We start from the raw sequence: 21,286 nt of genomic DNA, 5'->3' as shown, positions 1-21,286 counted from the left end.
TCTAATTTGTTTTAATCTCTTTTTGTCATGTCTACGATAGGAAACATCTCATCAAAATTATGTGATTTCTCCCTTTAGGTCGAAATGACTAGCCTCCCGAAAAAGGCGGTAATAACGCAATTTCTGCTCCTGTTAATTTAGCTTCTAAGCCAACTAGTTCTTGATTTTGCGCTATTTGAAACTCTTTATGTTTTAAATCAGAATATTTAGCATTCAGAGTACTTAAAAGCTCTAAAATAGAACCTTTAGAGGTCTCGATTTGTTCCTCATCTTTTTGAGTCACTTCTGCTATTTGTCCAAAATATTTAATCGTAATAAGCATCTTCAATTTGTTTTAATTCTTCTTTTGTGTTTACGTTTAATGTGGCGTTTTGGTGTGCTTCATCTAAAACCACATTTTTATAGTTGCATCCTTTTATAACTACTCTTAGTCGGCGTTCATCCTCTTTTAAAACACTTTTAAATGTATTTTTAATAGACGTTTTGTAAAGTGCAACAAGCGGCATGGATTTACCATTACTTTCAGCCTGAATAACTTCTGAATTATCATCTACAGCATCAAGCAATTGTTTTAATACTTGAGAAGTAATTAAAGGAATATCGCAACTCAAAACCAAGTTGTATTCAGTTTTTGATGCTTCTAATCCTGAGTAAATTCCAGAAACAGGACCAGCATCTTTCTTTATATCATTTATGCGTTTTAATTTAAAAGTATCATATTTAGTATTGTCTGAAACAATTAAAATTTCAGAAACCAAAGGCTGTAAGGCTTCTATACTGTATTGAATAAATGGCTTATGGTTTAACAGTAAAAACCCTTTATCTGTTCCCATTCTGGAGCTTTTACCTCCAGCGAGAATAATTCCTGTTATGTTCTTTTTTTCTATCATTCTAAGTAAAAAATAATTTAGCACAGGCAATACTTAACACAAAGGCCAAAATATATCTTAGTTTTTTATTATTTATTTTTTTACTGCCATAATAACCACCCAAAACACCGCCAATAAGTGCTATGGCTACCAATAAAAACGAACCATTTTCTAGCGCTATACCACTTTGAAATTGTCCCAAAAGACCTGCCACAGAATTTACCCAAATAAATAATGCCGAAACTGCTGCGGCTTCTTTCATTTTACCCCAATGCAACACCAAAATAACAGGCGTTAGTATAATGCCGCCACCAATACCAATAAGCCCAGAAAAGAAACCAATAATAGCACCAACTACAAGGCCTTGCCAAAGTTTCATTTCCTTTATGTTCTCGCTTTCTTTTCCAAAAACATTTAGCATCTTTAGAATGGCGAAGATTAGTAAAACAGCTAATATCTTTTTATAGATTGATGCGTTAACTTCTAAAGTACCACCAAAATAGGCTAGTGGAATTGAAGCCACAGCAAATGATAAAAATAATTTTTTGTTGAAGTAGCCTTCCCGATAGTAGTAATAGAAAGAAATACCAGCCACAAAAATATTAAGCAGTAGTGCTGTTGGTTTCATGGTCTCTGGTGCAAAAGAAAACAATGCCATTAGCGCCAAATAACCACTCGCGCCACCATGCCCCACACTAGAATATAAAAACGATACTATGGGCAGTATGATTAAAAAAAGGTATATGTTTTCGTTTTGTAACATTTTAAAGTTAAAAGTACTTAGAGTGCCTAAAGTATTTAAAGTTATAAGTATTTAAAGTGCCTAAAGTATTTAAAGTTGTGAGTGTTTATAGTTAGAGCTTGTTTGCGATTGAAGTAAAAATTGCAATAAATTCCCTTACTTCTTTTCTTAATTCTTTAATGCTTTCCTTTTTCCAGTTTAATTCTTCAATGATTTCTAACCAATAATCTGTTTCACTTGCTTCCCCTAGGCTTATTTTTATTTTATTTTTGAAATCCTTTGGACTTCTGGAACGATTGGCTTCTCTGTAATTTGCACCAATGCTTGTGCCAGATTTTGTTAGCTGATTTCGTAACACTAAAGCCTCTGGGGTGTTTTGTAGACTTGCTGATAATTTTATTATGGCTATCGCAAATTTAACCGTACGCTTTTCTAAATTCAGTGCAAATTCTTTATTGGTCATATTTCTTTATGAATTTTTAATAAAAAATAATATCTATAACTTTTAGTATTTTAAGTACTTAAAACTTTAGGCACTCATAATTTGCCAATTCCTTATCCAAAAAGTCCCAACAATTCTTATTAATCTCATCAAAAGCAATAATTAAAGATTTTCCGTAATCGGTCAATTCAGCACCACCACCACCTTTACCACCAATACTGTTTATGGTTACTGGCTTTTTTGCAGATTTATTTACGGAGTCTAAAAGATGCCATGCTTTTTTGTAAGATAGGTTTAAGGATTTTGCAGCTTTAGAAAGCGAACCTGTTTCTTGAATGGCTTTTAATAAATGCACGCGGCCTTCGCCAAGGAGTACATTGCCATTAGATTCTATCCATATGCGACTTTTTATTTTATAGCTCATAATAGTTATTTTAAATGGGCAGTTGTATCACTTCAAGCGTGTCGCCTTTTTTAATTTTTGTTATATCCTCGGGGGCAAACACCAAGGCATTAGATAGGGCAAAAGTTTGTAACATCGATGAGTTTTGGCCTTCTAAAATTTCAACCTTGCCTTTATTGTAAATAGCTTTTAAAAATTGAGGGCGGTCGCCCTTCTTTTCAAAATTTGAAATAGATGTTCCTGTAATTCGTGGTAATTCTACATCCTCGCAGTTCATCATTTTTTGTAATGCGATATATACATACACATAAAAGCACGATAGGGCAGCAGCTGGGTTTCCAGGTAATGCAAAAATTTGGGTGTCTTCTTTTTTTCCGAAGAACAAAGGTTTGCCAGGTTTTTGCTTTACTTTATAGAAGCATTCTTCAACATCTAAATCTTTTAGGGCTTTTCCAACAAAATCGTAATCGCCTACCGAAATACCACCAGTAATAATTACCAGATCGTTTGTGTTTATTACGGCGTTTAGTTTTTCAACAGTTTTAGGATAATTATCTTCAACAGTATAAAGCGTTACATCGTAAAATTTAAGATTGTAAAGGGCGCTTAACAACATTTTGGAGTTGCTTTCGTAAATTTTACCATGCGGTAAGTCTTGTCCTGGTTCTACCAACTCGTTACCTGTGGTTACTATTGCTATACTTGGTTTTTTATAAACTGAAACTTCGGTAATGCCCAAGGATAACAAATAGCCTATTGCTGCTGGGGTGAGTTTGGTGTTTTTCTTTAAAGCAATGGCTCCAGCTTTTACTTGTTCACCAAGCGGACGAATATTATGTTCTAAAGGTATCTGTTCTAAAATCGTAATAGTTTTACCATTAACAACCACTTTCTCTTGCATTATCACTGCATTTGCAGAATCTGGAACAGGTGCGCCTGTAAAAATTCTAACGGCTTCTCCTTTTTTTAATTCTGGTTCATGCCCATCACCAGCTTTTACTTCGCCAATTAGCTTATATGATAAATCATCATGACGATGTAGCGCATACCCATCCATGGCCGATTGCCTAAATGGGGGCATGTTTATAGGAGACAGAATATCTGCAAATAATTTGTAACCACCAGCCTTTTCAACTGATTTGGTGGCTTTTTTTAAAAGTGGACTTGTATTTAATTTTACTAAGTTTACAGCGTCTTTTATACTAATCATTTATGTATCGTTATATATAAACAAATATAACGATTTTACCTGAATTAAAATAAAGTTTTAAGGCTGTATTATGTATGAGAAAAGGCGATAGGGTTAGTCAAATAACTGTAAAACCCTAATTTTATTTCTTGTTGAATAAATTTTGTTTTCATCATGTAGTTGTTTTAATATTCTAGTTATAACAACCCTTGATGTATTTAAATCGTCGGCTATTTCTTGATGCGTTATTCTTAAATCAAAACTATTGTTAATTTTCACCTTGTCTGACAAGAATTTCAATGTTCTTTCGTCCATTTTCATAAATGCTAAACCATCAATAGAATCCACCATTTCTAATAACCTAAAATGGTAACTATCTATAATAAAATGGCGCCAGGTTTTATATTTTACTAGCCATTCATCTATATGTTCTACAGGTAAAAAAACACCCTCCATTGTAGTTTCTACAACTCCTTTAAATATACTTTTTTTGTGGTTAATACAGTTGGCAAATGATATTGCACAGGTACTACCTCGCTCTAAAAAATGAAGTACTATTTCCTCCCCATTTTTTTCTTTTCTTACAATTTTTACAACCCCTTCTAGTATTAGGGGAATATGCGTAAGGTCGCTTCCTATATCAATTAGAAGTTCACCATCTTTAATTGTCTTTAAATGGCCTACCTTAATAATTTCATCTATTAACTCGTTTTCAAAAATTTCAGAATAACAATCTTCGAGTTTTTGTTTTAGTATTAATTCTTGACTGTTCATTTTTAGTATAGTATGGTTAAAAACAAAGATAGTTAATTATATAGCATAAACCCTTCTAGCAAGCGCTAGAAGGGCATGGTAAAAAAATTAAAAAAAAAGTAAACAAGTGTTATTTTAAAATCTTATTTGTACTTGAGCTAGTAATTGATCGTTATCTACATTAACAACAGTTTCAATATTTGCGAGATAGTTTAATTGAAACCTTACCTTGTTATTTACAAAGTAGTTAAACCCAACTGTCATTCTTTCTAAATAGCCAATATTATTTTTTACTTCTATGTCTGGGTCTAAATATTCATATTTAAATATTGGTTCAAACTTTTCATTAACGGCGTAGGTTGCTAATATGTAAGCACCATCTCGTTTTTGGCCCAATGCTATTGGTGTAGTACCGCAACCGCCTGCAGCACCTGCAAAATAGGCGCCCTCGTCGTAGATGTATTCGGCTTGTACGCGTAGTTTATCTAATTCTAACAATACTTCTCCTCCGTATGAGGAACGATCGTCTTCGTTGTTGTTAGGTATAGGGTATCCAAACCTAAAACTACCACCTATTGTTAAATAACGCGTTATTTTATAGGTAGCTCTACCCATTATATCTTTTTTGGTATTATTGTCTCCTTGGTTAAGACCAGTACCATTCATAACTGCTACTGAATAATTTAATTTATTGAATGGATTACCGCCAAAGACTGCAAGTCCAAAATCGCGTTGAGGTGCAACCAGTTGATCTGCTACTACAGAGCGTTCAATGGTTTTAAGCATGTGGCATGGTGTGGCAACATCTAAACTAAATGGTTGTTTAAAAGTACCAACAGAAAAACGAGCCCAATTATCAGCTTCATAAGTTACAAATGCATCCATTAAATACGTATCTGCGGTTCCGCCTATAAACGGACTAGCTTCTAGCATAAAATAGTACGAGAAATCATTTAGGACTTTTCCTCGAACACCTATTCTAGCTCTTTTAAATCTAATGGTATTATCTTGGTCGCCCTCGGTAAAATTATAATCGTATTCTGGCTGTATATAACCAAATATTTTTATAGCCCTTGTACTTGTAGAATCGGTTGATGTGGGGTCGTCTACATCGCATCCTTGAGAAAGCACTGTGTTTGAAAAAAATAACAGTGCTATAATGAGCAATTTGTATATGCTTTTCATATCGTTTGTGTTTGGAGCTTATTAATTGTTGGTTACAGGTAAGTTTTTAGGATTTGAATCGCCTCCCCATTGGTTTGTAGTCCAAGATGGGTTGGTATTGTAAATACCATTCATACCAAATGTCATGGTGTAGGCATTGTAGCCTAAAACCCTTAAACAAGCAGTAATTACCGCAGAGGTTTGACCAGTGTAACAATACGTAACAATTTTGGCGTTAGCATCTGGGTTTAAGCCTAAATAAGAATTATCTCCAAGAGTTAATGGAAGTATTCTATATGCACCATTAATATGTCCGAAACCTAAATAATCTGCTTCGCTAAAATAATTGTTGATAAAGTACTGCGAAGGATTGTTTAGCACATCAGATCCGCTTACTGTAACAGAGCCAAAACCTGCTGCAACTAATGCCTCTACGCGTTGTTTTAAAATTGCTTCGCCATCGGTTAATGTTGTTGAAATTATAGGATCATCAAACACTAATGTGGCTGGAGCACCTTGATGAGACCAGTTACTATGGCCGTCTGCAAGGTTACTGCCTATTTTACTGTTCCATGGTCCTGCTGTTGAAGCATTCCAACCAGACATGCCCCACTTAAGCGATCTTGTACTAGGATAGCCATAAAGCCTCAATAAGGCTGTTGCGTAACACGCTGTTTGACCAGTGTAGCAAACCATTAATATGGGTTTACTAGTAGTGGCTGCAGTAGTGAGAATATCAGAAAAAGCTACGTTGTTAGCGCCTTCAATATGTGCTGTTGCAAAGTCTGAACTGCTTCTTAAATCCATGATATAATAGGTATCAAGGAAAGTTTGAAGATCTGCAGCTGCTGGTGGCCCAACAACAAATTTTTCATTGTCTGTGTTAGTAAGTATATTACCAATGTCTCGATTGTTTAGCACCATAAAATCTGTCATAAGCGTAAATGCAGGTGTAGCAACGGCGGTATCTTCTCCAAGATCGTCACCTCTGTCACATGATGTTAGAAATAGAGCAGGAACAATTAATAATACTATAAAGTAAATTGCTAATTTTTTCATGATGTTATGTTTTATGTTGTTATTCTATTACAGGGAACATGTTAATTTCCTTTTTAGAAAAGGCGTCTAGACCATGTTCTTTTAAGAGTTCATTCATAAAGCTATTAGCACCATAGGCTAAATTACCTGCGTTATAACCTAGTACATTTAGGTATGCTACGATATATGCTGCTTTTTGGCCAGTAGCTTCGTATACAACTATTTTTTCATTAGTAGGTAGTGTTAATAGATTATCGCTAAATGATGCGTTAGGTTGAAAGTGAAGTGTTCCAGGAATATGGCCGGTACATTTATCTTCATCCCAGTAATTAATTATGTAATAATTATCAGGGTTTTCAAAAATATCTATCGACTTTATAATATATTCCTTGTAAGGCGTAGCAAATAAAGTTTCCAATCTTGCTTTTAGAATTTCTTTGGCTTCTGTTTTACCAGTATTTAGTTTTGGGTGCGACGTATGTTCTGGTTTTGTTTTTTCTGTGGTTTCAAGTTTTGTAGCATAGTCGTTTTTTATGTTTTTGTTCCAAGCATTGTCTGCAAAGTCTTCCCTCCAAGAGCTCATTCCCCATTTCATACTATGCACATTGTTATATCCAGCTAGCCGCAATAAACTTGAATAATATGCTGCAGATTGCCCAGAATAACATATTAAAACTATTTTATCAAAATCTTGAGGCTTAATGGAGGTTTCAAAATAGGTAAGTAAGTTTTCTGGCTTTACATTAGCAGCGTTTTTAATATGCCCATATTCAAACCAAGCTTCGGTTCTAATGTCAATTAAATGAAATTTAGGATTTTTAATGTTTTTTCTAACCTCATCTGCCATTATTATTGGTAGGGATTCGCCATTAATAAAAGCGTTGTTGCTTTTAAGATAATTAAGCAATATTTCGAATTCATCAGGAGGCGTGTTATTGTCTTGTTCAATAACATTATCTAAACTTGTAAAACTGCTAAATAAAACAGTTGCACAAATTGATAATACTAACAAAAAGAAAGGTGTTTTTTTCATGGTTTAATTATTTAAGATTCAAAATATTAGTTTGATTTTATTACGAATTAAATTAGATAGTAACCCCTAAAATTTTCATGACTTTTGTCAATTTTTACCTATAAATAATTGATAAAATCTGTAACATTTGTTACAAAGTAACTTCCTGAAAAACAGTATTTTAAAAGAATTTGAAGCAATAGAAGAAAAAGCGCAAATTATTTAAGTTTGTAGTTTTAAGTAAAAGCTGTTTTAATAGCGCTAGATAGAGATTTTGAAAGCGTTTTTTAAGCAAAAAAAGCTGCTTAATAAAAATTAAGCAGCTTTATTTTTTTGTGGAATTAACAACCCCCTTCGGGAATTTTTTTCTTCTTTTTTTGCACAGGAATAATTTTTTTTGGGGGTTGAATTATTTTTTTGGGAATCACTTTTACCTCTGAATTTTTTACAGATTCATCTATAAAGGCTCTAATATCTGTTTTTAGTGTTTCAACCTCACAATTTTTAGAAACAAGTTTATTTTGAGCGTAACTATTTTCAATAGTCAATATTTTAATGTTATCATACCCTAATTGATATAAAAAAACAAAAGGTACATTAGCATCTTGAGGCGTATTACCATATAATATGGCTGTTTTATTTGTTGCTTTTAATTCATTAAAAAAAGCAATATTTTTTTCATTCAAAATATCGGGTGTATGAATGTTTATTGCATTTTCAAGATGGCCTTTTTCAAATTCAAATGGACTTCTTACATCAACTGGTATATAATTGGGGTTTTCTAGACTATTTAACGTTACAAGAACATTTGTATTGGTAATTTTATGTAATGTTTCTTGAGTATTTATAGCATAAGTGTTTTTTGGACGTTTGAAGGTTAAAAGACCAATTAAAATCGCCAAAATAAATAGCGTTAGTGCAATAGATATACGCTTTGTTTTTTCTAATTCTTTCATGCTTAAGTAATTTTATAATAACAAATACATTAACAACCACCTTCAACTGGCATTTTTTTCTTTTTTTTCTTTGGAACTATTTTTTTGGGTACGCTTACAGTATTTGTATTTTTTGTAATAACAGCTTGTTTTTGCGCTTTTTTAGGATAAGCTACACCAAAATACATGCTAGCGGCTTTACGGAAAGCATACTGTTTAAATGCGTTTGAAGGCATATCCTCCGTTGGTTGTTTTGGGTTTATAATAGTGCTAAACCAGGTATTGATACCACCTTTGAGAACATGAAGGTTTTTATAGCCTTTTCTATTGCACAATACCCATGCTTGATCTGAGTATAAATTATCATTAGAAAAGAGAATAACATCGTATTGGTCTTGATTTAAATACGGTTCAGAATCTACATCTAAAACATTTTTTAAGGGTATGTTTACCGCATTTGGCAAACTGTATTTGTTAAAGTTGTTCTTGTCTCTAACATCGATTAATAGTAATGACGGGTCTTGATTAATTATCCTATCAGCAAGTTCATCGGTAGTTATGTAACGCTCAGGACTAATAACATTACTTAGTAATGTTTCTGGACTAATGCCTTCGCGTTTTTCGTATTTTGGTAATAATACTAAGCCACCAGCCAATACTATTAAAATAGATGCGAGAATTATATAACGGAAAGACAAAAACCTAACTAATTTTCTATTTACCATATTGTGTAATTTTAGTTGTTAGTAAAATACTTTTTTCACGCGCTTACGAATTAAATCGGTAGCAAAAAACATAATTATAGCAACTATTGTTAATAAAAATACAAACCAGAAAGGGTTAACGCCTAAGGAATCTACTAGGGTTATATTGCCCTGAAAATATCCATTGTAAATTGGCTCGAAAAGCGGATATAATTCTGAAAAAATAAATACGCCAACCATAATACCAACAACATTAACCATGGCATCTATTTTACCTATTGCTACTGCCGATAAGCTAGTTCCTGGGCAAAAGCCTCCAGCTACAAATCCTATGCCCATTATAGCGCCTCCAATAATAGCACCCCATAAATAGGTTGGGTGAACATATAAACGGCTCATATCTACATAACCTAAATAATCCATATATAATAACCCGATTAATGATACTATGGCTGCTGTGAAAAATACTTTTAAAACAGCAAAATCGTAGCCATAAAAAACACCAGCCAATTTTCTAGAAGACGAAAACCCCGATGCTTCTAATATAAACCCAAAGAAAATGCCAATAATAATGGCTATTATGCTGCTCCATTCAAATGAAATTATATCGTTAGGAATTAATGGTCCCATAATTTTTATTTTTTAATTTTTAAATCCAATTTTTTCTAAAGAAATATGCGAATAAGTAAGCAGTACCAAAAATGGAAAGCATGGTAATAAAACCACCGGTAGACAATACAGCCATTCCGCTTAAAGCAGCACCACTAGTACAGCCTCTAGCTATCTGAGCTCCAATTCCGAATAAAATACCGCCACTAAAAGCAAAAATTAAACGGCGTCTGCGTGTAATTTTTGGAGAGTGTTGTACGCGCCATCCAATTCTTCCAGATAATGATCCAGAAATAAAAGCGCCAATTAAAACACCTAAGGTTTCAAACACCAGCCAATTGTTCATTGGAGATTCTCCATCTTCCACAAATTTGCTGTAATACGAATTCTTTTCTGCATGTTTTGGGGCAGCTGCATCTACAATAGTTACCACGCTACTTTTCATGGCGCCACTTGCGCCTAATCCTCTACCAGTTATGAAAAATGTAAAAATGATTAATATTCCTAGAAGAAACCCTCCAAAATACGGATTCCAATAGATGTGTTTGTTTTGTTTTTTTGTTTTCATAATATATGTTTAATAGAGATATCTTGTTATTTGTCCTGCTTCTACCATTACAAACCTAAATATTAATCCACCAATTAAAATGAGTATGGCAGGTATTGCAACTGGAACTTTAAAACCTTTAATTTCCAGTGCTTCTAGTATACCTGGAACAATTAATCCTAGTATAACAACAAAACCAAAAAACATTAGTGTAAACTCACCACCAATCAATAAGTTCATGGCATCTAGTTGTACTTCAGAACCTGCGTACATTCCCATAATCATATGTACAATAAGCCCTAGCTCTATAATTATTAATGCTAAATCTATTCTGCTAAATAGCTGTATTTCTTTGGTGTTTTTAGCCAAAAGAATAATTGTAGCAGCGCCAGTTGATAAACCCGAAGTTAGGAACAGTGGTCCTAAAATAGCGTTATTCCATAAAGGTCTTGCATTAAAAGCAGATAATAAAATACCAGTATACACACCCAAAATTATTGATAAGGGCACCAATGCATAGGCCATATTTTTGCGGTTGTTCTTCAAGAATTTTTCAAAAGTATTAAGGAACTTAAACTTAAGTTCCCGCTTTGGGAATAATTCAGAATAATAGCTAAACACCCACAGAAAAGATAAAGGTGTAGTGATTAACAGTACCCATGCACCCCAAGACATTGGTGATTCTAAACGAATTGTTGTGTATAGTTGCCAAGTGTACAAAGGGTGTGTTAAATCGTAAACCAAAGCCAATAGCCCCAATGTTAAAGCAATTGGAGGCACCAAGGATGCATATTTAACTGTTGTAGGGTAGTCTTTGTCTTTACCCAAAATGGTAACTACACTTGCAAAAAATAATATGCCTGCTGCTAGACCACCTAAGAAAAGATAGAGTGAAATAGGCCAATGCCAAATTTCTAATGAAGGATCTATATTAGGAATGTTTCTTCCGCTAACGAAAATTTCTTCTTGCATAATCTCAATATTAAATTAAATAATATACGTGTGGTTTAGTTCCAGCTTCTGGCGCTAAGGTTTTCCACTTTCTGTTTTTTAATAGTCTGGATACTTCACTGTTTGGGTTGTCTAAATCTCCAAAATACATACACTTTGTTGGACAAACTGCTACGCATGCTGGTAGCTGCCCTTTTTCTAATCTATGATGACAGAAGGTGCATTTATCCACATATCCGTCTGGGTGCTGATATCTAGCATCGTAAGGGCAGGATTCTATACAGGCACCGCAGCCTATACATTCGTTCGCGGTTACTAAAACAATACCACCTTCAACAATATGGCTAGCACCAGTAGGGCAGCATCTTACACACGGAGCGTTTTCACAGTGGTTACAACGCTCAGATTTTAGTTCTAACTCAATGCTAGGGTAGGCGCCGCTTACGGTTTCGGTAATCCAGTCTCTGCAATAACCAATAGGAACATCGTTTTCTGTTTGGCATGCAACTACACAATCACTACAACCAACACACTTTAATGTGTCTATTACCATGGCATATCTCATATTTCTACAGTTTTATGTGGATTTTGGGTTAAAATTTCAACAAAGTTGCCTCGCATTCCTGTGCCTCCCATAATAGGGTCTACAGCAACTTTAGATATCATTTGGGTATCATTAATACCTTTGCCAAAAGCTCTAGTTAATTTTTTGTTGTCATGTCCAAAACCATGAACCATATATACAGAATCCCAACGAATACGTTCGGTAACTCTCACTTTTATTGAGAATGTAGAGACAATTTTATCTTGATTTCTTAACCAAACAGATTGCCCAGTTTTTAAACCTAAAATTCTTGCAACTTTTGGGTTTACCCAAAGATTGTTTTCACTTTTTAAATCGTTTAAATTAGGATTGTTCGCTGTTCTACTAAAAGTGTGCATAGGTGCTCTGCCGTAATTTAATCTATAAAACCCTTGAGGGGGTTCTGGATGCTTGGTATAGACAGGAAGCGGATCAAACCCTAAATTTTTCAATTCGTTAGAGTATAATTCAATTTTACCACTTGCAGTTGGAAATTCGTAGTTTTTACCTTCTTCTAAGTATAATGGGCCAGATGTACGAGGAAAATGTTTAACACCAATTTTTTTCATTTCTTCTAGCGAAGTGCCCATTTTATTTAATTGCCATTCAATTACCTCTTCGTAATCGTTATATTTAAAATATTCACCTAAACCAATACGTTCACCTATTTGTTTTGCAACCCACCAACCAGGTTTAGAATTGTATTTTGGTGGTACAGCAGGAACTCTAACAGCAATAGAGGGTGCTCTGTTGGTTGCAGAGCGTATATCGTCATACCGTTCTAAATATGTGCATTCGGGCAATACAACATCGGCATAACCAGTTACGTCCATTGGCATAGTGTCCATTACTACCATAAACTCTAGATTGTTCATCGCTTCTTCTAGTAGTTTTTTATTAGGAATAGACTTGGTAATATTAGTACCTGCAACCATCATAGCTTTTACAGGGTACTTATTGGTTTTACTTGGTATGGCACACTTAATAACTTCAGTAGTAATTCCCATTTGTGCCAGCGGGTATTTTTCTCCAATATTTCTCCAATCCCATTTTGGGTGTGGATATTCTGGATGTGGAAATTTTGGAACCTTTATACTTTCTTTAAAATAGAAACCACCACGTCGCCCCCAAGATCCTAATAATCCATTTAATATGGCCATAGCCCTTGCGCGTTGTGTATCATCGCCATACCAACTTACATGACGCCCAGGGTGGATAATTACAGAAGGCGCTGCACTGGCCATTTTTCTGGCAGTTTTTCTAATATCTTCTGGTTTAATGGTTGTAATGCCATAAGCCCATTCTGGGGTGAAGTTTAAAACGTGGTCTTTTAACTCTTCGAACCCAGTAGTATATCTTTTTACATAGTCTTTGTCGTATAAACCTTCTTCAATTATTACATGCATCCAAGCTAACATTAAGGCAATATCGGTAGCTGGTTTAATGGCAAGCCAATGTTGGGATTTACTAGCAGCAGTTGAAAATCTAGGGTCTACGGTTATTATGGTAGCGCCGTTATCAATAGCATCAGACATTTCCTGTACTTGAGAATTATGCATATTCTCGCCTATATGGGAACCAATTAACACCAAGCATTTCGTATCGCGAATATCTGTGGGTTCTGGCGAGCCAACCCAAGATCCATAAGTTAATGCAAAACCAGCCTCTCTTGGGCCTCTGCATTGTGCATAAGCAGGTTCAGCAATAGTATCAGAGCCATAAGCTTTAAACAAATGTTCTAAATGTTTTCCGGGAGAACCGTGTTTTAATAACGCGAAGGATTCTGCTCCATAAGTATCTTTAATATGTTTGAATTTTGAAGCAATTAAGTCTAACGCTTCTTCCCAACTTGCCTCTCTAAACGTTTGTTCACCATTAATTGTGGTTCTAATTAAGGGTGTTTTTAGTCGGTCTTCATCAGTATACATTCCTACACCACCTGTTCCTCTAGGGCAAAGTCTTCCGTAACAATGTGGATCGGTTTCATTGCCTATAATTTTTTTTATGTTACCATTCGTATCAGTATATGTCCAAGCAGCACATTTCCAAAAACATACCTCGCAATAAGTGGCAGACCTAATAAATTTATCACTGCTATTATTTTTATTACTAGCTTGTAATATTGGGTTTGTTGCAAATAGTTTATACGCTGTTGAAGTTGCTGCCAAACCTCCTAATCCTAGTGCAGAAATTTTTATAAATTTTCGTCGAGAAGTGACCATAATTCTATTTGTTTTTCAAGCGTAAATATATTTTTAAATCTGCTATATAATTATGATAATTGTCATAAAATCAACATGTTATATGTAACATTTGTTACATAAGCTTTAAAATAATTAGGGTAATAAATAATTTTATTATTGTAAATTTGAGCAATTAATTGATAATGAGGAACAAGACATTTCCAGTTTGGATTATTATAGTAGCTGTATTACTTTTTGCATTACTTTTTTTAATAAGAAATAAAACTTTTTTTGAAGCTCCTGTCTACATCAATACAGAGCATTCAGCTATTAAATTGGTTGCTTCGGAATCTTGTTTACAATGTCATAATAATACCAAAGGGTATTCAGAATATCATAACCCAGAATTTATAGGGTGTACTAGTTGCCATTTAGGAAATACAGCTTCTAATAATAAAGAAGAGGCTCATGCTGGCATGATTTTAATACCTGGCAATTTATCTGATGCCAAAGATACTTGTGGCAAATGCCACCCTAATGAGTTACATAAAATTGAAAATTCGTTAATGACTACCAATAGCGGTATTGTTGCCGTAGATAAATTTGTTTTTGGAGAAGCTGATAGTTTAAATTATCACTATCATATTAAAGATATACAATATTCTGCTGCCGATAAACACTTAAGGGATTTGTGTGCCAATTGCCATTTGGGGGCAAAAAAATCATCTTATGGAGAAATAAACCAGTTAAGCAGAGGCGGTGGCTGTAACGCCTGTCATTTAAACTATTCTAATGCTGCTAAAAAAGATCTTAAAAACTATTTAGCTTCAAATAAAACTGAATTGCCACAATTTCACCCGTCTACAGATATTTTTGTAAATGATACGCATTGTTTTGGGTGCCATAGTCGTTCCAGTAGAATTTCTACAAATTATATGGGATTACAAGAAACATTACTCGAAAAAGAAGAGGTAGTTAACATGGAAAACTATTCTGTATTAGAAGACCAAAGAGTATATAAGCATTTAGAAGACGATGTACATCACGCAAAAGGTTTATTGTGTATAGATTGTCATTCATCCCACGAAGTTATGGGTAATGGTATTAGGTACGCTCATCAAGAAGATGCGGTTACTTTACAATGTAGTGATTGCCATTTTAAAGAAAAACCAAATACGATGCCTTATGATTCTTTAGATGGAGAAAGCATGCTCGTATTTCTACATCGAGATTATAAGCATGAGGACAAACAAATTATAGCTGTTGAAAAAGATGGTCATCCGCTAGTGAATACTTTTGTAGACACTACTGGTAATGCGTTTTTAATTGGTAAGAAAGATGGAAATTTGCACGAACTTAAACCACAATCAACCATTTGTTCTAGAGACCATGCTCATAAAAATGTGAGTTGTAGTGCTTGCCATTCGTCCTGGACCTCCCGTTGCATTGGTTGCCATAATCAATTTGATAGTGAAGCGCCCAATGCTTACGATTTATTAGAAAAAAAATATGTAAAAGGGTCGTGGAAGGAGTATGTGGCAGAATTTTCATCTTCACAACCAGCTTTAGGAGTAAGAGTGCATAAAGATAAAAACCTTATTGAACCAGCGGTTCCGGGCATGATTTTAACTATTGATAAAGGAAGTTACGTTGGTAAGCCAGAAAGCGATATTTCGTTTCATAGATTGTATGCTCCAAATGCACCACATACAACCACTAAATCTGTTCGCGATTGTAAATCTTGTCATGCTAATTCAGCCACTTTAGGTTATGGTAATGGTACATTGGTTTATAATATTAATAATGGTAAAGGCACATGGGTATTTACCCCAGAGTACGCCTTAAACCCAAATGATGGTTTGCCCGAAGATGCTTGGGTTCCTTTTTTAAAACAGACAGATAAAGGTGTTGTTAATTCTACAAGATCAGATTTTAGACCATTTACGGTAGAAGAGCAAAAAGAACTACTTCTTGTTGGTGCTTGTTTACAATGCCATAAAGATAATTCTAAAGTTATGCAGCAAACTTTAGAACTTGGTATAGCATCAGCCCTTAACAGATTAAGTGCATCTTGTGTACTTCCCAGCAATTAAAATGTTGTTTGAAAAATTAATCTTATGATAAAAGTCATAGATATATGTATTGGTTATCAGTAATTTTATAAGATTATACTAACTAAACTTATATTATTATGAAAACTAATACTTTAAAATTTTTGTTATTATTATGTTCTTCAGTGGCAATTGCACAAGCAGGCCATATTATGCAAGGGGTAGGAGCGGTTAATATGTCTATGGGAGGCGCATCAACAGCTCAACCTTTAGATATTTCTGGTACATTACAATGGAACCCTGCTGCGATATCTACTTTTAATGATAAAATAATAAAGTTAGACATTGGGTTATTCTATTCATCACCAGAACTATATTCAACAGTACCAACACCAGCAGGCCCATTTAGTGGAAATACTTTAGATGACAGAGGCGTTTCACCAATGCCAGCGTTAGCTATGGTTTGGGGTAAGGAAGAGAGTAAGCATACCTTTGGTGTTTCAGCTTTTGGTATTAGTGGCTTCGGTGTTACTTTTCCTGAAAATATGACTAATCCAATTTCCTTTCCTCAATCTCCTAATGGTGATGGGGGTTTTGGTCATATAGAATCAGATTATATGCTATTACAAGTAGGTTTAGCTTATGCTTACGAGTTATCCGATAAATTTTCTATCGGTATTCAACCAACTATAAACTATGCTGCTTTAGAATTGGCACCAAATCCATTAGCAGCACCCGATTTTCCTGCAATGATGGGAGGCACTGGGAAAGGTTACCCAACAACCGATAAAGCATCAGCTATTGGTTATGGTGCCCAATTTGGATTGTTTTTTGATTCCGGTTTTGGCTTAAAACTAGGGGCATCTTATAAAACAGCTCAAAGATTTAAAGAGTTTGAATTTAAAAACACTTATTTAGATGGTTCTCAAGCCTCAGATGTTAATTTTCAAATGGATTATCCAGCTATTATGTCTCTCGGTTTAGGGTATTCTGAAGGAGATATTGATTTTGCTTTTGATTTTAGAAGAGTAATGTATGAAGATACAGAAGGTTTTGAAGCAAGCGGATGGCAATTTGCAAGTAACGGATTCCCTACTGGTGCTGTTAATGGTTTTGGATGGGAAAATATTTCTATTCTTTCAGTTGGTCTTCAATACAAGGGAATTGATAAATTACCATTACGTGTTGGGTATACCTATAGTTCAAATCCAATAAATGAAGATTTAGCATTCTTTTCCATTCCAGCAACTGCAATAATTAAAAATGCTTATCAATTTGGTTTAAGCTATGAAGTAAGTAATAATTGGAAAATAGATGCGGTTTATCATTATGGAGCAAGTGATGGCAAAACAACAGGGCAAATGTTGAATCCACAATTTATAAGTCCTAGTAATCCCAATGGTGCTGTTCCTGGTACTTCGGTATCTTATGATATGACTACGTCTATGGTTATGGTAGGGCTTAGTTATACGTTTAATAAATAAATTATGATATAGTTTTCTATCTATTTTTAAAACAGCCTTTTTTAAAGAGGCTGTTTTTTTGTGTTAATATAAAAAACAAGTTAGTGTATGGTTTACTCATTCATAATAGGAGTTCCCTAAAACCAAATAGTCTATAATATTTCTTATTTTTAGTTTCGGGATAACATAAAAATTTAACTAGTATGAAAACACATTTTAGTATCTCGATTAGTAACCCGTGCCCAGAACAATTCAGTGCGTTTAAAAAAACAGCTATTGGTGGATTCTGTAATTCATGTAAAAAAGAAGTTGTTGATTTCAGACAAATGTCCGACACAGCATTATTAGATTATTTACATAATAGACCTGAAAACACCTGTGGTATTTTCAAATCATCTCAATTAAAAAGCACTATGGAAGTTAAAAAAATAAAGCAGAGTAAATTCAATTTTTTACGAGTAGCAACAGTAGCAATTTTTTCGTTATTGTCCTTACACTCTATTAAAGCCCAGGAAAATACGGTAGCCTCGAAAACCGTAAAAAAAGAGGTGGTTCAAGACAATTTATTATCTGGTGTCGTTTTAGATGAATCTGGCCCGCTTGCTGGTGCCAATATTTTATTAAAAGGCACACAAATAGGCGTAACAGCAGATTTTGATGGTAAGTTTAAATTTCCAAAAGTATTACAAGAAGGCGATGTGCTTTTGGTAAGTTATATTGGTTATGAAACCCAAAAGTTTGTTATTAAAAAAAATCAAAAATTTTTAAAGGTTGAATTATCGGGTGACGATATCAACTTAATGGGCGAAGTTGAGGTAAATGAGGTGTATAGCTCTAAACGAAAAGCAAAATAGCCCCGTTTTATCAATTTCTATGATTCGTCTTTTCACCATTTTACTTTTCTTTTTTTGCATAGCACTATCTGCACAAAAATCTGATTTTAAGCATATTGATTTTGGTAAGGCTGATAGCATAGCAAAATCATGTAGTGAAATGACTTTGAAAAACATGCCTTTGTTAGTACATCAACTCACAAATAATTTAAACACCCAAGTGGAACAATTTCGGGCCATTCATACTTGGGTGTGCTATAATATTGAAAGCGATCATTATTTTAGCGAAGCTACGCTTAAAAAGCGCAGAAAATTACTCAATAATAAGTCGGCTCTTCAAAAATGGAATACAAAACAACAAACCAAAGTTTTTAAACGATTGGTAAGAGATAAAAAAACAATTTGTTCTGGGTATGCTTATGTTTTAAAGGCTTTAACCAATCTTGCCGATATTGAATGTGAAATTGTTGATGGTTATGCACGTACCGTAAGAACAAATGTGAATACTGTGGATTTTCCAAACCATTCTTGGAATGTTGTAAAGTTAAACGGTAAATGGTATTTTGCTGATACAACCCAAGCTAGCGGTTATTATAATTTAGACGACGAAGCATTTGTTAAGAATTATAATGAAGGCTATTTTTTAGCAACTCCTGAATTGTTTGTTAAAAACCATTATCCATTAGATGAAAATTGGCTGCTTTTAGATGAAAAACCTACTTTAAAACAATTTGTAGAAGCACCAATAATTTATGGCAATACCTATAAATATGATATTATACCAATATTTCCCACTACTTTGGTAACAACCCTAAATATTGGGGAAACTGTGATGTTTAAGTTTAAGATTTCAAATAAAGCTGCTTTAAAAGATGTAAATTTTGTTTTTAGTGGTGGTTTACGCAATAAAGTAATGTCATTTAAGGGTAAGAACTACAAACATAACATATTACAAATGGCGTATCAGTTTCATAAAAAAGGAGAATTTGATGTGCATGCTAAAATTGATGAAGATATTATTGCATCTTACACTATTATAGTTAAAAATGCAGAAAAGATGCCAAATGGCACTTTTAATTAGTTTTTAATTACAAATACATTTCTTACATTTAAGCAGTAAATAGATTATATGCTTAAAAAAGTTTTTGGTAGTGCCGTTTTTGGCGTAGAGGCTACCACAATTACGGTTGAGGTAAATGTAGATAAGGGTATTGGGTATCATTTGGTAGGATTGCCAGATAATGCCATTAAAGAAAGTAATTTTAGAATTGCAGCTGCACTTCAGAATAACGGATATCGAATTCCAGGAAAGAAGATTATCATAAACATGTCGCCTGCCGATTTACGTAAGGAGGGAAGCGCTTACGATTTAACTTTAGCCATTGGTATTTTAGCCTCTACGGGTCAAATAAAAGCTGAGGATTTAGATAGGTATTTAATTATGGGCGAATTATCTCTAGACGGAAGTTTACAGCCCATAAAAGGAGCGCTACCTATAGCGGTAAAGGCTAGGGAAGAAGGTTTTAAAGGCTTTATTTTACCCATTCAAAATGCAAAAGAAGCAGCCATTGTAAACGATTTGGAAGTATATGGTGTTGAAAATATTAAACAGGTAATTCATTTTTTTGACAAAGGTGAAGCTTTAGAACAAACTATAATAGATACCCGAAAAGAGTTTGAAAAAAACTTAAATTATCCAGAATTCGATTTTGCCGATGTAAAAGGACAAGAAGGCATAAAACGCTGTATGGAAATTGCGGCAGCTGGCGGGCACAACATCATTTTAATTGGGCCACCAGGCGCAGGAAAAACAATGTTGGCAAAACGCCTACCCAGTATTTTACCACCTATGACACTGCACGAAGCCTTAGAAACCACAAAAATACATTCTGTTGTAGGGCGCGTAAAAGACACAGGGTTAATGGCACAACGTCCGTTTAGGAGCCCTCACCATACAATTTCCAACGTAGCACTTGTTGGCGGAGGAAGCTATCCCCAACCCGGAGAAATTTCGTTATCACACAACGGTGTGTTATTTTTAGATGAATTGCCCGAATTTAAGCGCGAAGTTTTAGAAGTAATGCGTCAACCGTTGGAAGATCGGGAGGTAACTATATCTAGGGCAAAATTTACGGTAACTTATCCATCGTCCTTCATGTTAGTGGCGAGTATGAACCCTAGTCCGGGTGGTTATTTTAACGATCCCGATGCACCTGTAACGTCTAGTCCAGCAGAAATGCAGCGGTATTTAGGGAAGATTTCTGGTCCGTTATTAGATCGTATCGATATTCATATTGAAGTAACACCAGTTCCTTTTGAAAAATTGAGCGATGATAGAAAAGGCGAAACTTCGGTAGATATAAGAAAACGCGTAACTGCAGCAAGAGATATACAAAGCAAGCGTTTTGCGGATTCTGAAACCGTACATTATAATGCGCAAATGAATGTGAAACAAATAAGAAAGCACTGCGTTTTGGATGACGCCTCAAAAGAACTCTTAAAAACAGCCATGGAACGTTTGAATCTATCGGCGAGGGCTTATGATAGAATTTTAAAAGTGTCTAGAACCATAGCCGATTTAGAAGGTAGCGAACAGGTAAACGGCGCTCATATTAGTGAGGCAATTCAGTATCGTAGTTTGGATAGAGAGGGATGGTTGGGGTAACACATTCCTACGAAAGCAGGAATCTTTTTGATTGTTTATACATTTAAAAACGAAGCACTAATTTGAATTATAGTTTAACTGAAGCTCCACAATCACCCATGATGATATTTTATTATTAAATACGAAGTATAGCATCTATTGAGAATCAAT

The 21,286-nt window shown here is 34.4% G+C and carries 22 protein-coding genes; 5 read left to right on the top strand and 17 right to left on the bottom strand.

The genetic code is table 11. The features are described from left to right. Nucleotides 1-88: 88 nt before the first annotated feature. From CLV33_RS04860 to CLV33_RS04780, 17 genes are all read right to left on the bottom strand, one after another. Nucleotides 89-322, bottom strand: a complete 234-nt coding sequence (locus CLV33_RS04860) for a MoaD/ThiS family protein (protein WP_105472946.1) — start codon at nucleotides 320-322, stop codon at nucleotides 89-91. Further along, on the bottom strand, nucleotides 306-890 hold the full coding sequence (gene mobA / locus CLV33_RS04855; protein ID WP_105472945.1) for a molybdenum cofactor guanylyltransferase: 585 nt from the start codon (nucleotides 888-890) through the stop codon (nucleotides 306-308). Before mobA ends, CLV33_RS04860 begins: the two co-directional genes overlap by 17 nt. A 1-nt stretch (nucleotide 891) precedes the next feature. Further along, nucleotides 892-1,632: a sulfite exporter TauE/SafE family protein gene (locus tag CLV33_RS04850; protein WP_105472944.1), complete on the bottom strand. Its 741-nt coding sequence runs from the start codon at nucleotides 1,630-1,632 to the stop codon at nucleotides 892-894. 91 nt (nucleotides 1,633-1,723) lie between these two features. Next, nucleotides 1,724-2,074 carry a four helix bundle protein gene (locus CLV33_RS04845; RefSeq protein WP_105472943.1) on the bottom strand — a complete coding sequence of 117 codons (351 nt, stop codon included), beginning with the start codon at nucleotides 2,072-2,074 and terminating at the stop codon, nucleotides 1,724-1,726. A 58-nt stretch (nucleotides 2,075-2,132) separates the two neighbouring features. Beyond that, nucleotides 2,133-2,477 carry a winged helix-turn-helix domain-containing protein gene (locus tag CLV33_RS04840; RefSeq protein ID WP_105472942.1) on the bottom strand — a complete coding sequence of 115 codons (345 nt, stop codon included), beginning with the start codon at nucleotides 2,475-2,477 and terminating at the stop codon, nucleotides 2,133-2,135. Nucleotides 2,478-2,487: 10 nt separating this feature from the next. Further along, nucleotides 2,488-3,666, bottom strand: a complete 1,179-nt coding sequence (locus tag CLV33_RS04835) for a molybdopterin molybdotransferase MoeA (RefSeq protein WP_105472941.1) — start codon at nucleotides 3,664-3,666, stop codon at nucleotides 2,488-2,490. 93 nt (nucleotides 3,667-3,759) lie between these two features. Further along, nucleotides 3,760-4,419 (bottom strand): Crp/Fnr family transcriptional regulator, encoded by a 660-nt coding sequence (locus tag CLV33_RS04830; RefSeq protein WP_042248666.1) that lies wholly within the window; start codon nucleotides 4,417-4,419, stop codon nucleotides 3,760-3,762. Between the two features lie 114 nt (nucleotides 4,420-4,533). Next, the gene (locus tag CLV33_RS04825; RefSeq protein ID WP_105472940.1) at nucleotides 4,534-5,583 is read right to left on the bottom strand and encodes a porin; all 1,050 of its coding nucleotides are present in this window, start codon (nucleotides 5,581-5,583) and stop codon (nucleotides 4,534-4,536) included. Nucleotides 5,584-5,604: 21 nt separating this feature from the next. Continuing rightward, nucleotides 5,605-6,621 (bottom strand): rhodanese-like domain-containing protein, encoded by a 1,017-nt coding sequence (locus tag CLV33_RS04820; protein ID WP_105472939.1) that lies wholly within the window; start codon nucleotides 6,619-6,621, stop codon nucleotides 5,605-5,607. Nucleotides 6,622-6,640: 19 nt separating this feature from the next. Then, nucleotides 6,641-7,633: a rhodanese-like domain-containing protein gene (locus CLV33_RS04815; protein WP_105472938.1), complete on the bottom strand. Its 993-nt coding sequence runs from the start codon at nucleotides 7,631-7,633 to the stop codon at nucleotides 6,641-6,643. A gap of 320 nt (nucleotides 7,634-7,953) precedes the next feature. After that, entirely contained in the window at nucleotides 7,954-8,568 is a 615-nt protein-coding gene (locus tag CLV33_RS04810; protein WP_105472937.1) for a rhodanese-like domain-containing protein, read from the bottom strand. A 29-nt stretch (nucleotides 8,569-8,597) separates the two neighbouring features. Next, on the bottom strand, nucleotides 8,598-9,272 hold the full coding sequence (locus CLV33_RS04805; RefSeq protein ID WP_105472936.1) for a rhodanese-like domain-containing protein: 675 nt from the start codon (nucleotides 9,270-9,272) through the stop codon (nucleotides 8,598-8,600). 18 nt (nucleotides 9,273-9,290) lie between these two features. Continuing rightward, nucleotides 9,291-9,881: a YeeE/YedE thiosulfate transporter family protein gene (locus CLV33_RS04800; protein ID WP_042241282.1), complete on the bottom strand. Its 591-nt coding sequence runs from the start codon at nucleotides 9,879-9,881 to the stop codon at nucleotides 9,291-9,293. Nucleotides 9,882-9,900: 19 nt separating this feature from the next. After that, nucleotides 9,901-10,428: a YeeE/YedE thiosulfate transporter family protein gene (locus CLV33_RS04795; RefSeq protein WP_042241285.1), complete on the bottom strand. Its 528-nt coding sequence runs from the start codon at nucleotides 10,426-10,428 to the stop codon at nucleotides 9,901-9,903. Between the two features lie 9 nt (nucleotides 10,429-10,437). Further along, entirely contained in the window at nucleotides 10,438-11,379 is a 942-nt protein-coding gene (gene nrfD, locus CLV33_RS04790; protein ID WP_105472935.1) for an NrfD/PsrC family molybdoenzyme membrane anchor subunit, read from the bottom strand. Nucleotides 11,380-11,389: 10 nt separating this feature from the next. Next, entirely contained in the window at nucleotides 11,390-11,923 is a 534-nt protein-coding gene (locus CLV33_RS04785) for a 4Fe-4S dicluster domain-containing protein (protein WP_042241290.1), read from the bottom strand. Continuing rightward, the gene (locus CLV33_RS04780) at nucleotides 11,920-14,163 is read right to left on the bottom strand and encodes a molybdopterin-containing oxidoreductase family protein (RefSeq protein ID WP_045371260.1); all 2,244 of its coding nucleotides are present in this window, start codon (nucleotides 14,161-14,163) and stop codon (nucleotides 11,920-11,922) included. The genes CLV33_RS04785 and CLV33_RS04780 overlap by 4 nt, the downstream gene beginning before the upstream one ends. Before the next feature lie 164 nt (nucleotides 14,164-14,327). On the opposite strand from CLV33_RS04780, the gene CLV33_RS04775 reads away from it, so the two are divergent. The 5 genes from CLV33_RS04775 to CLV33_RS04755 all read left to right on the top strand — a co-directional run bounded on the left by CLV33_RS04775 (nucleotide 14,328) and on the right by CLV33_RS04755 (nucleotide 21,136). After that, on the top strand, nucleotides 14,328-16,217 hold the full coding sequence (locus CLV33_RS04775) for a hypothetical protein (protein ID WP_105472934.1): 1,890 nt from the start codon (nucleotides 14,328-14,330) through the stop codon (nucleotides 16,215-16,217). A gap of 98 nt (nucleotides 16,218-16,315) precedes the next feature. Beyond that, nucleotides 16,316-17,659, top strand: a complete 1,344-nt coding sequence (locus CLV33_RS04770; RefSeq protein ID WP_105472933.1) for an OmpP1/FadL family transporter — start codon at nucleotides 16,316-16,318, stop codon at nucleotides 17,657-17,659. Nucleotides 17,660-17,841: 182 nt separating this feature from the next. Beyond that, nucleotides 17,842-18,492: a carboxypeptidase-like regulatory domain-containing protein gene (locus CLV33_RS04765; RefSeq protein ID WP_105472932.1), complete on the top strand. Its 651-nt coding sequence runs from the start codon at nucleotides 17,842-17,844 to the stop codon at nucleotides 18,490-18,492. Next, nucleotides 18,458-19,552, top strand: a complete 1,095-nt coding sequence (locus CLV33_RS04760) for a transglutaminase domain-containing protein (RefSeq protein ID WP_146109712.1) — start codon at nucleotides 18,458-18,460, stop codon at nucleotides 19,550-19,552. The genes CLV33_RS04765 and CLV33_RS04760 overlap by 35 nt, the downstream gene beginning before the upstream one ends. Before the next feature lie 48 nt (nucleotides 19,553-19,600). Continuing rightward, nucleotides 19,601-21,136, top strand: a complete 1,536-nt coding sequence (locus CLV33_RS04755; protein WP_105472930.1) for a YifB family Mg chelatase-like AAA ATPase — start codon at nucleotides 19,601-19,603, stop codon at nucleotides 21,134-21,136. Nucleotides 21,137-21,286 lie beyond the last annotated feature (150 nt).

This window comes from Jejuia pallidilutea (genome assembly GCF_002973595.1).
Classification (GTDB): domain Bacteria; phylum Bacteroidota; class Bacteroidia; order Flavobacteriales; family Flavobacteriaceae; genus Jejuia; species Jejuia pallidilutea.
Note: the sequence above shows the minus strand (reverse complement) of the source record. Positions and strands in the feature narration are given on the sequence as shown.

What these genes read in the sequence shown, in the direction of transcription:
- CLV33_RS04860 (WP_105472946.1), bottom strand. Translation starts at nt 322, where the DNA reads ATGCTTATTACGATTAAATATTTTGGACAAATAGCAGAAGTGACTCAA.
- mobA (WP_105472945.1), bottom strand. Translation starts at nt 890, where the DNA reads ATGATAGAAAAAAAGAACATAACAGGAATTATTCTCGCTGGAGGTAAA.
- CLV33_RS04850 (WP_105472944.1), bottom strand. Translation starts at nt 1,632, where the DNA reads ATGTTACAAAACGAAAACATATACCTTTTTTTAATCATACTGCCCATA.
- CLV33_RS04845 (WP_105472943.1), bottom strand. Translation starts at nt 2,074, where the DNA reads ATGACCAATAAAGAATTTGCACTGAATTTAGAAAAGCGTACGGTTAAA.
- CLV33_RS04840 (WP_105472942.1), bottom strand. Translation starts at nt 2,477, where the DNA reads ATGAGCTATAAAATAAAAAGTCGCATATGGATAGAATCTAATGGCAAT.
- CLV33_RS04835 (WP_105472941.1), bottom strand. Translation starts at nt 3,666, where the DNA reads ATGATTAGTATAAAAGACGCTGTAAACTTAGTAAAATTAAATACAAGT.
- CLV33_RS04830 (WP_042248666.1), bottom strand. Translation starts at nt 4,419, where the DNA reads ATGAACAGTCAAGAATTAATACTAAAACAAAAACTCGAAGATTGTTAT.
- CLV33_RS04825 (WP_105472940.1), bottom strand. Translation starts at nt 5,583, where the DNA reads ATGAAAAGCATATACAAATTGCTCATTATAGCACTGTTATTTTTTTCA.
- CLV33_RS04820 (WP_105472939.1), bottom strand. Translation starts at nt 6,621, where the DNA reads ATGAAAAAATTAGCAATTTACTTTATAGTATTATTAATTGTTCCTGCT.
- CLV33_RS04815 (WP_105472938.1), bottom strand. Translation starts at nt 7,633, where the DNA reads ATGAAAAAAACACCTTTCTTTTTGTTAGTATTATCAATTTGTGCAACT.
- CLV33_RS04810 (WP_105472937.1), bottom strand. Translation starts at nt 8,568, where the DNA reads ATGAAAGAATTAGAAAAAACAAAGCGTATATCTATTGCACTAACGCTA.
- CLV33_RS04805 (WP_105472936.1), bottom strand. Translation starts at nt 9,272, where the DNA reads ATGGTAAATAGAAAATTAGTTAGGTTTTTGTCTTTCCGTTATATAATT.
- CLV33_RS04800 (WP_042241282.1), bottom strand. Translation starts at nt 9,881, where the DNA reads ATGGGACCATTAATTCCTAACGATATAATTTCATTTGAATGGAGCAGC.
- CLV33_RS04795 (WP_042241285.1), bottom strand. Translation starts at nt 10,428, where the DNA reads ATGAAAACAAAAAAACAAAACAAACACATCTATTGGAATCCGTATTTT.
- nrfD (WP_105472935.1), bottom strand. Translation starts at nt 11,379, where the DNA reads ATGCAAGAAGAAATTTTCGTTAGCGGAAGAAACATTCCTAATATAGAT.
- CLV33_RS04785 (WP_042241290.1), bottom strand. Translation starts at nt 11,923, where the DNA reads ATGAGATATGCCATGGTAATAGACACATTAAAGTGTGTTGGTTGTAGT.
- CLV33_RS04780 (WP_045371260.1), bottom strand. Translation starts at nt 14,163, where the DNA reads ATGGTCACTTCTCGACGAAAATTTATAAAAATTTCTGCACTAGGATTA.
- CLV33_RS04775 (WP_105472934.1), top strand. Translation starts at nt 14,328, where the DNA reads ATGAGGAACAAGACATTTCCAGTTTGGATTATTATAGTAGCTGTATTA.
- CLV33_RS04770 (WP_105472933.1), top strand. Translation starts at nt 16,316, where the DNA reads ATGAAAACTAATACTTTAAAATTTTTGTTATTATTATGTTCTTCAGTG.
- CLV33_RS04765 (WP_105472932.1), top strand. Translation starts at nt 17,842, where the DNA reads ATGAAAACACATTTTAGTATCTCGATTAGTAACCCGTGCCCAGAACAA.
- CLV33_RS04760 (WP_146109712.1), top strand. Translation starts at nt 18,458, where the DNA reads ATGAGGTGTATAGCTCTAAACGAAAAGCAAAATAGCCCCGTTTTATCA.
- CLV33_RS04755 (WP_105472930.1), top strand. Translation starts at nt 19,601, where the DNA reads ATGCTTAAAAAAGTTTTTGGTAGTGCCGTTTTTGGCGTAGAGGCTACC.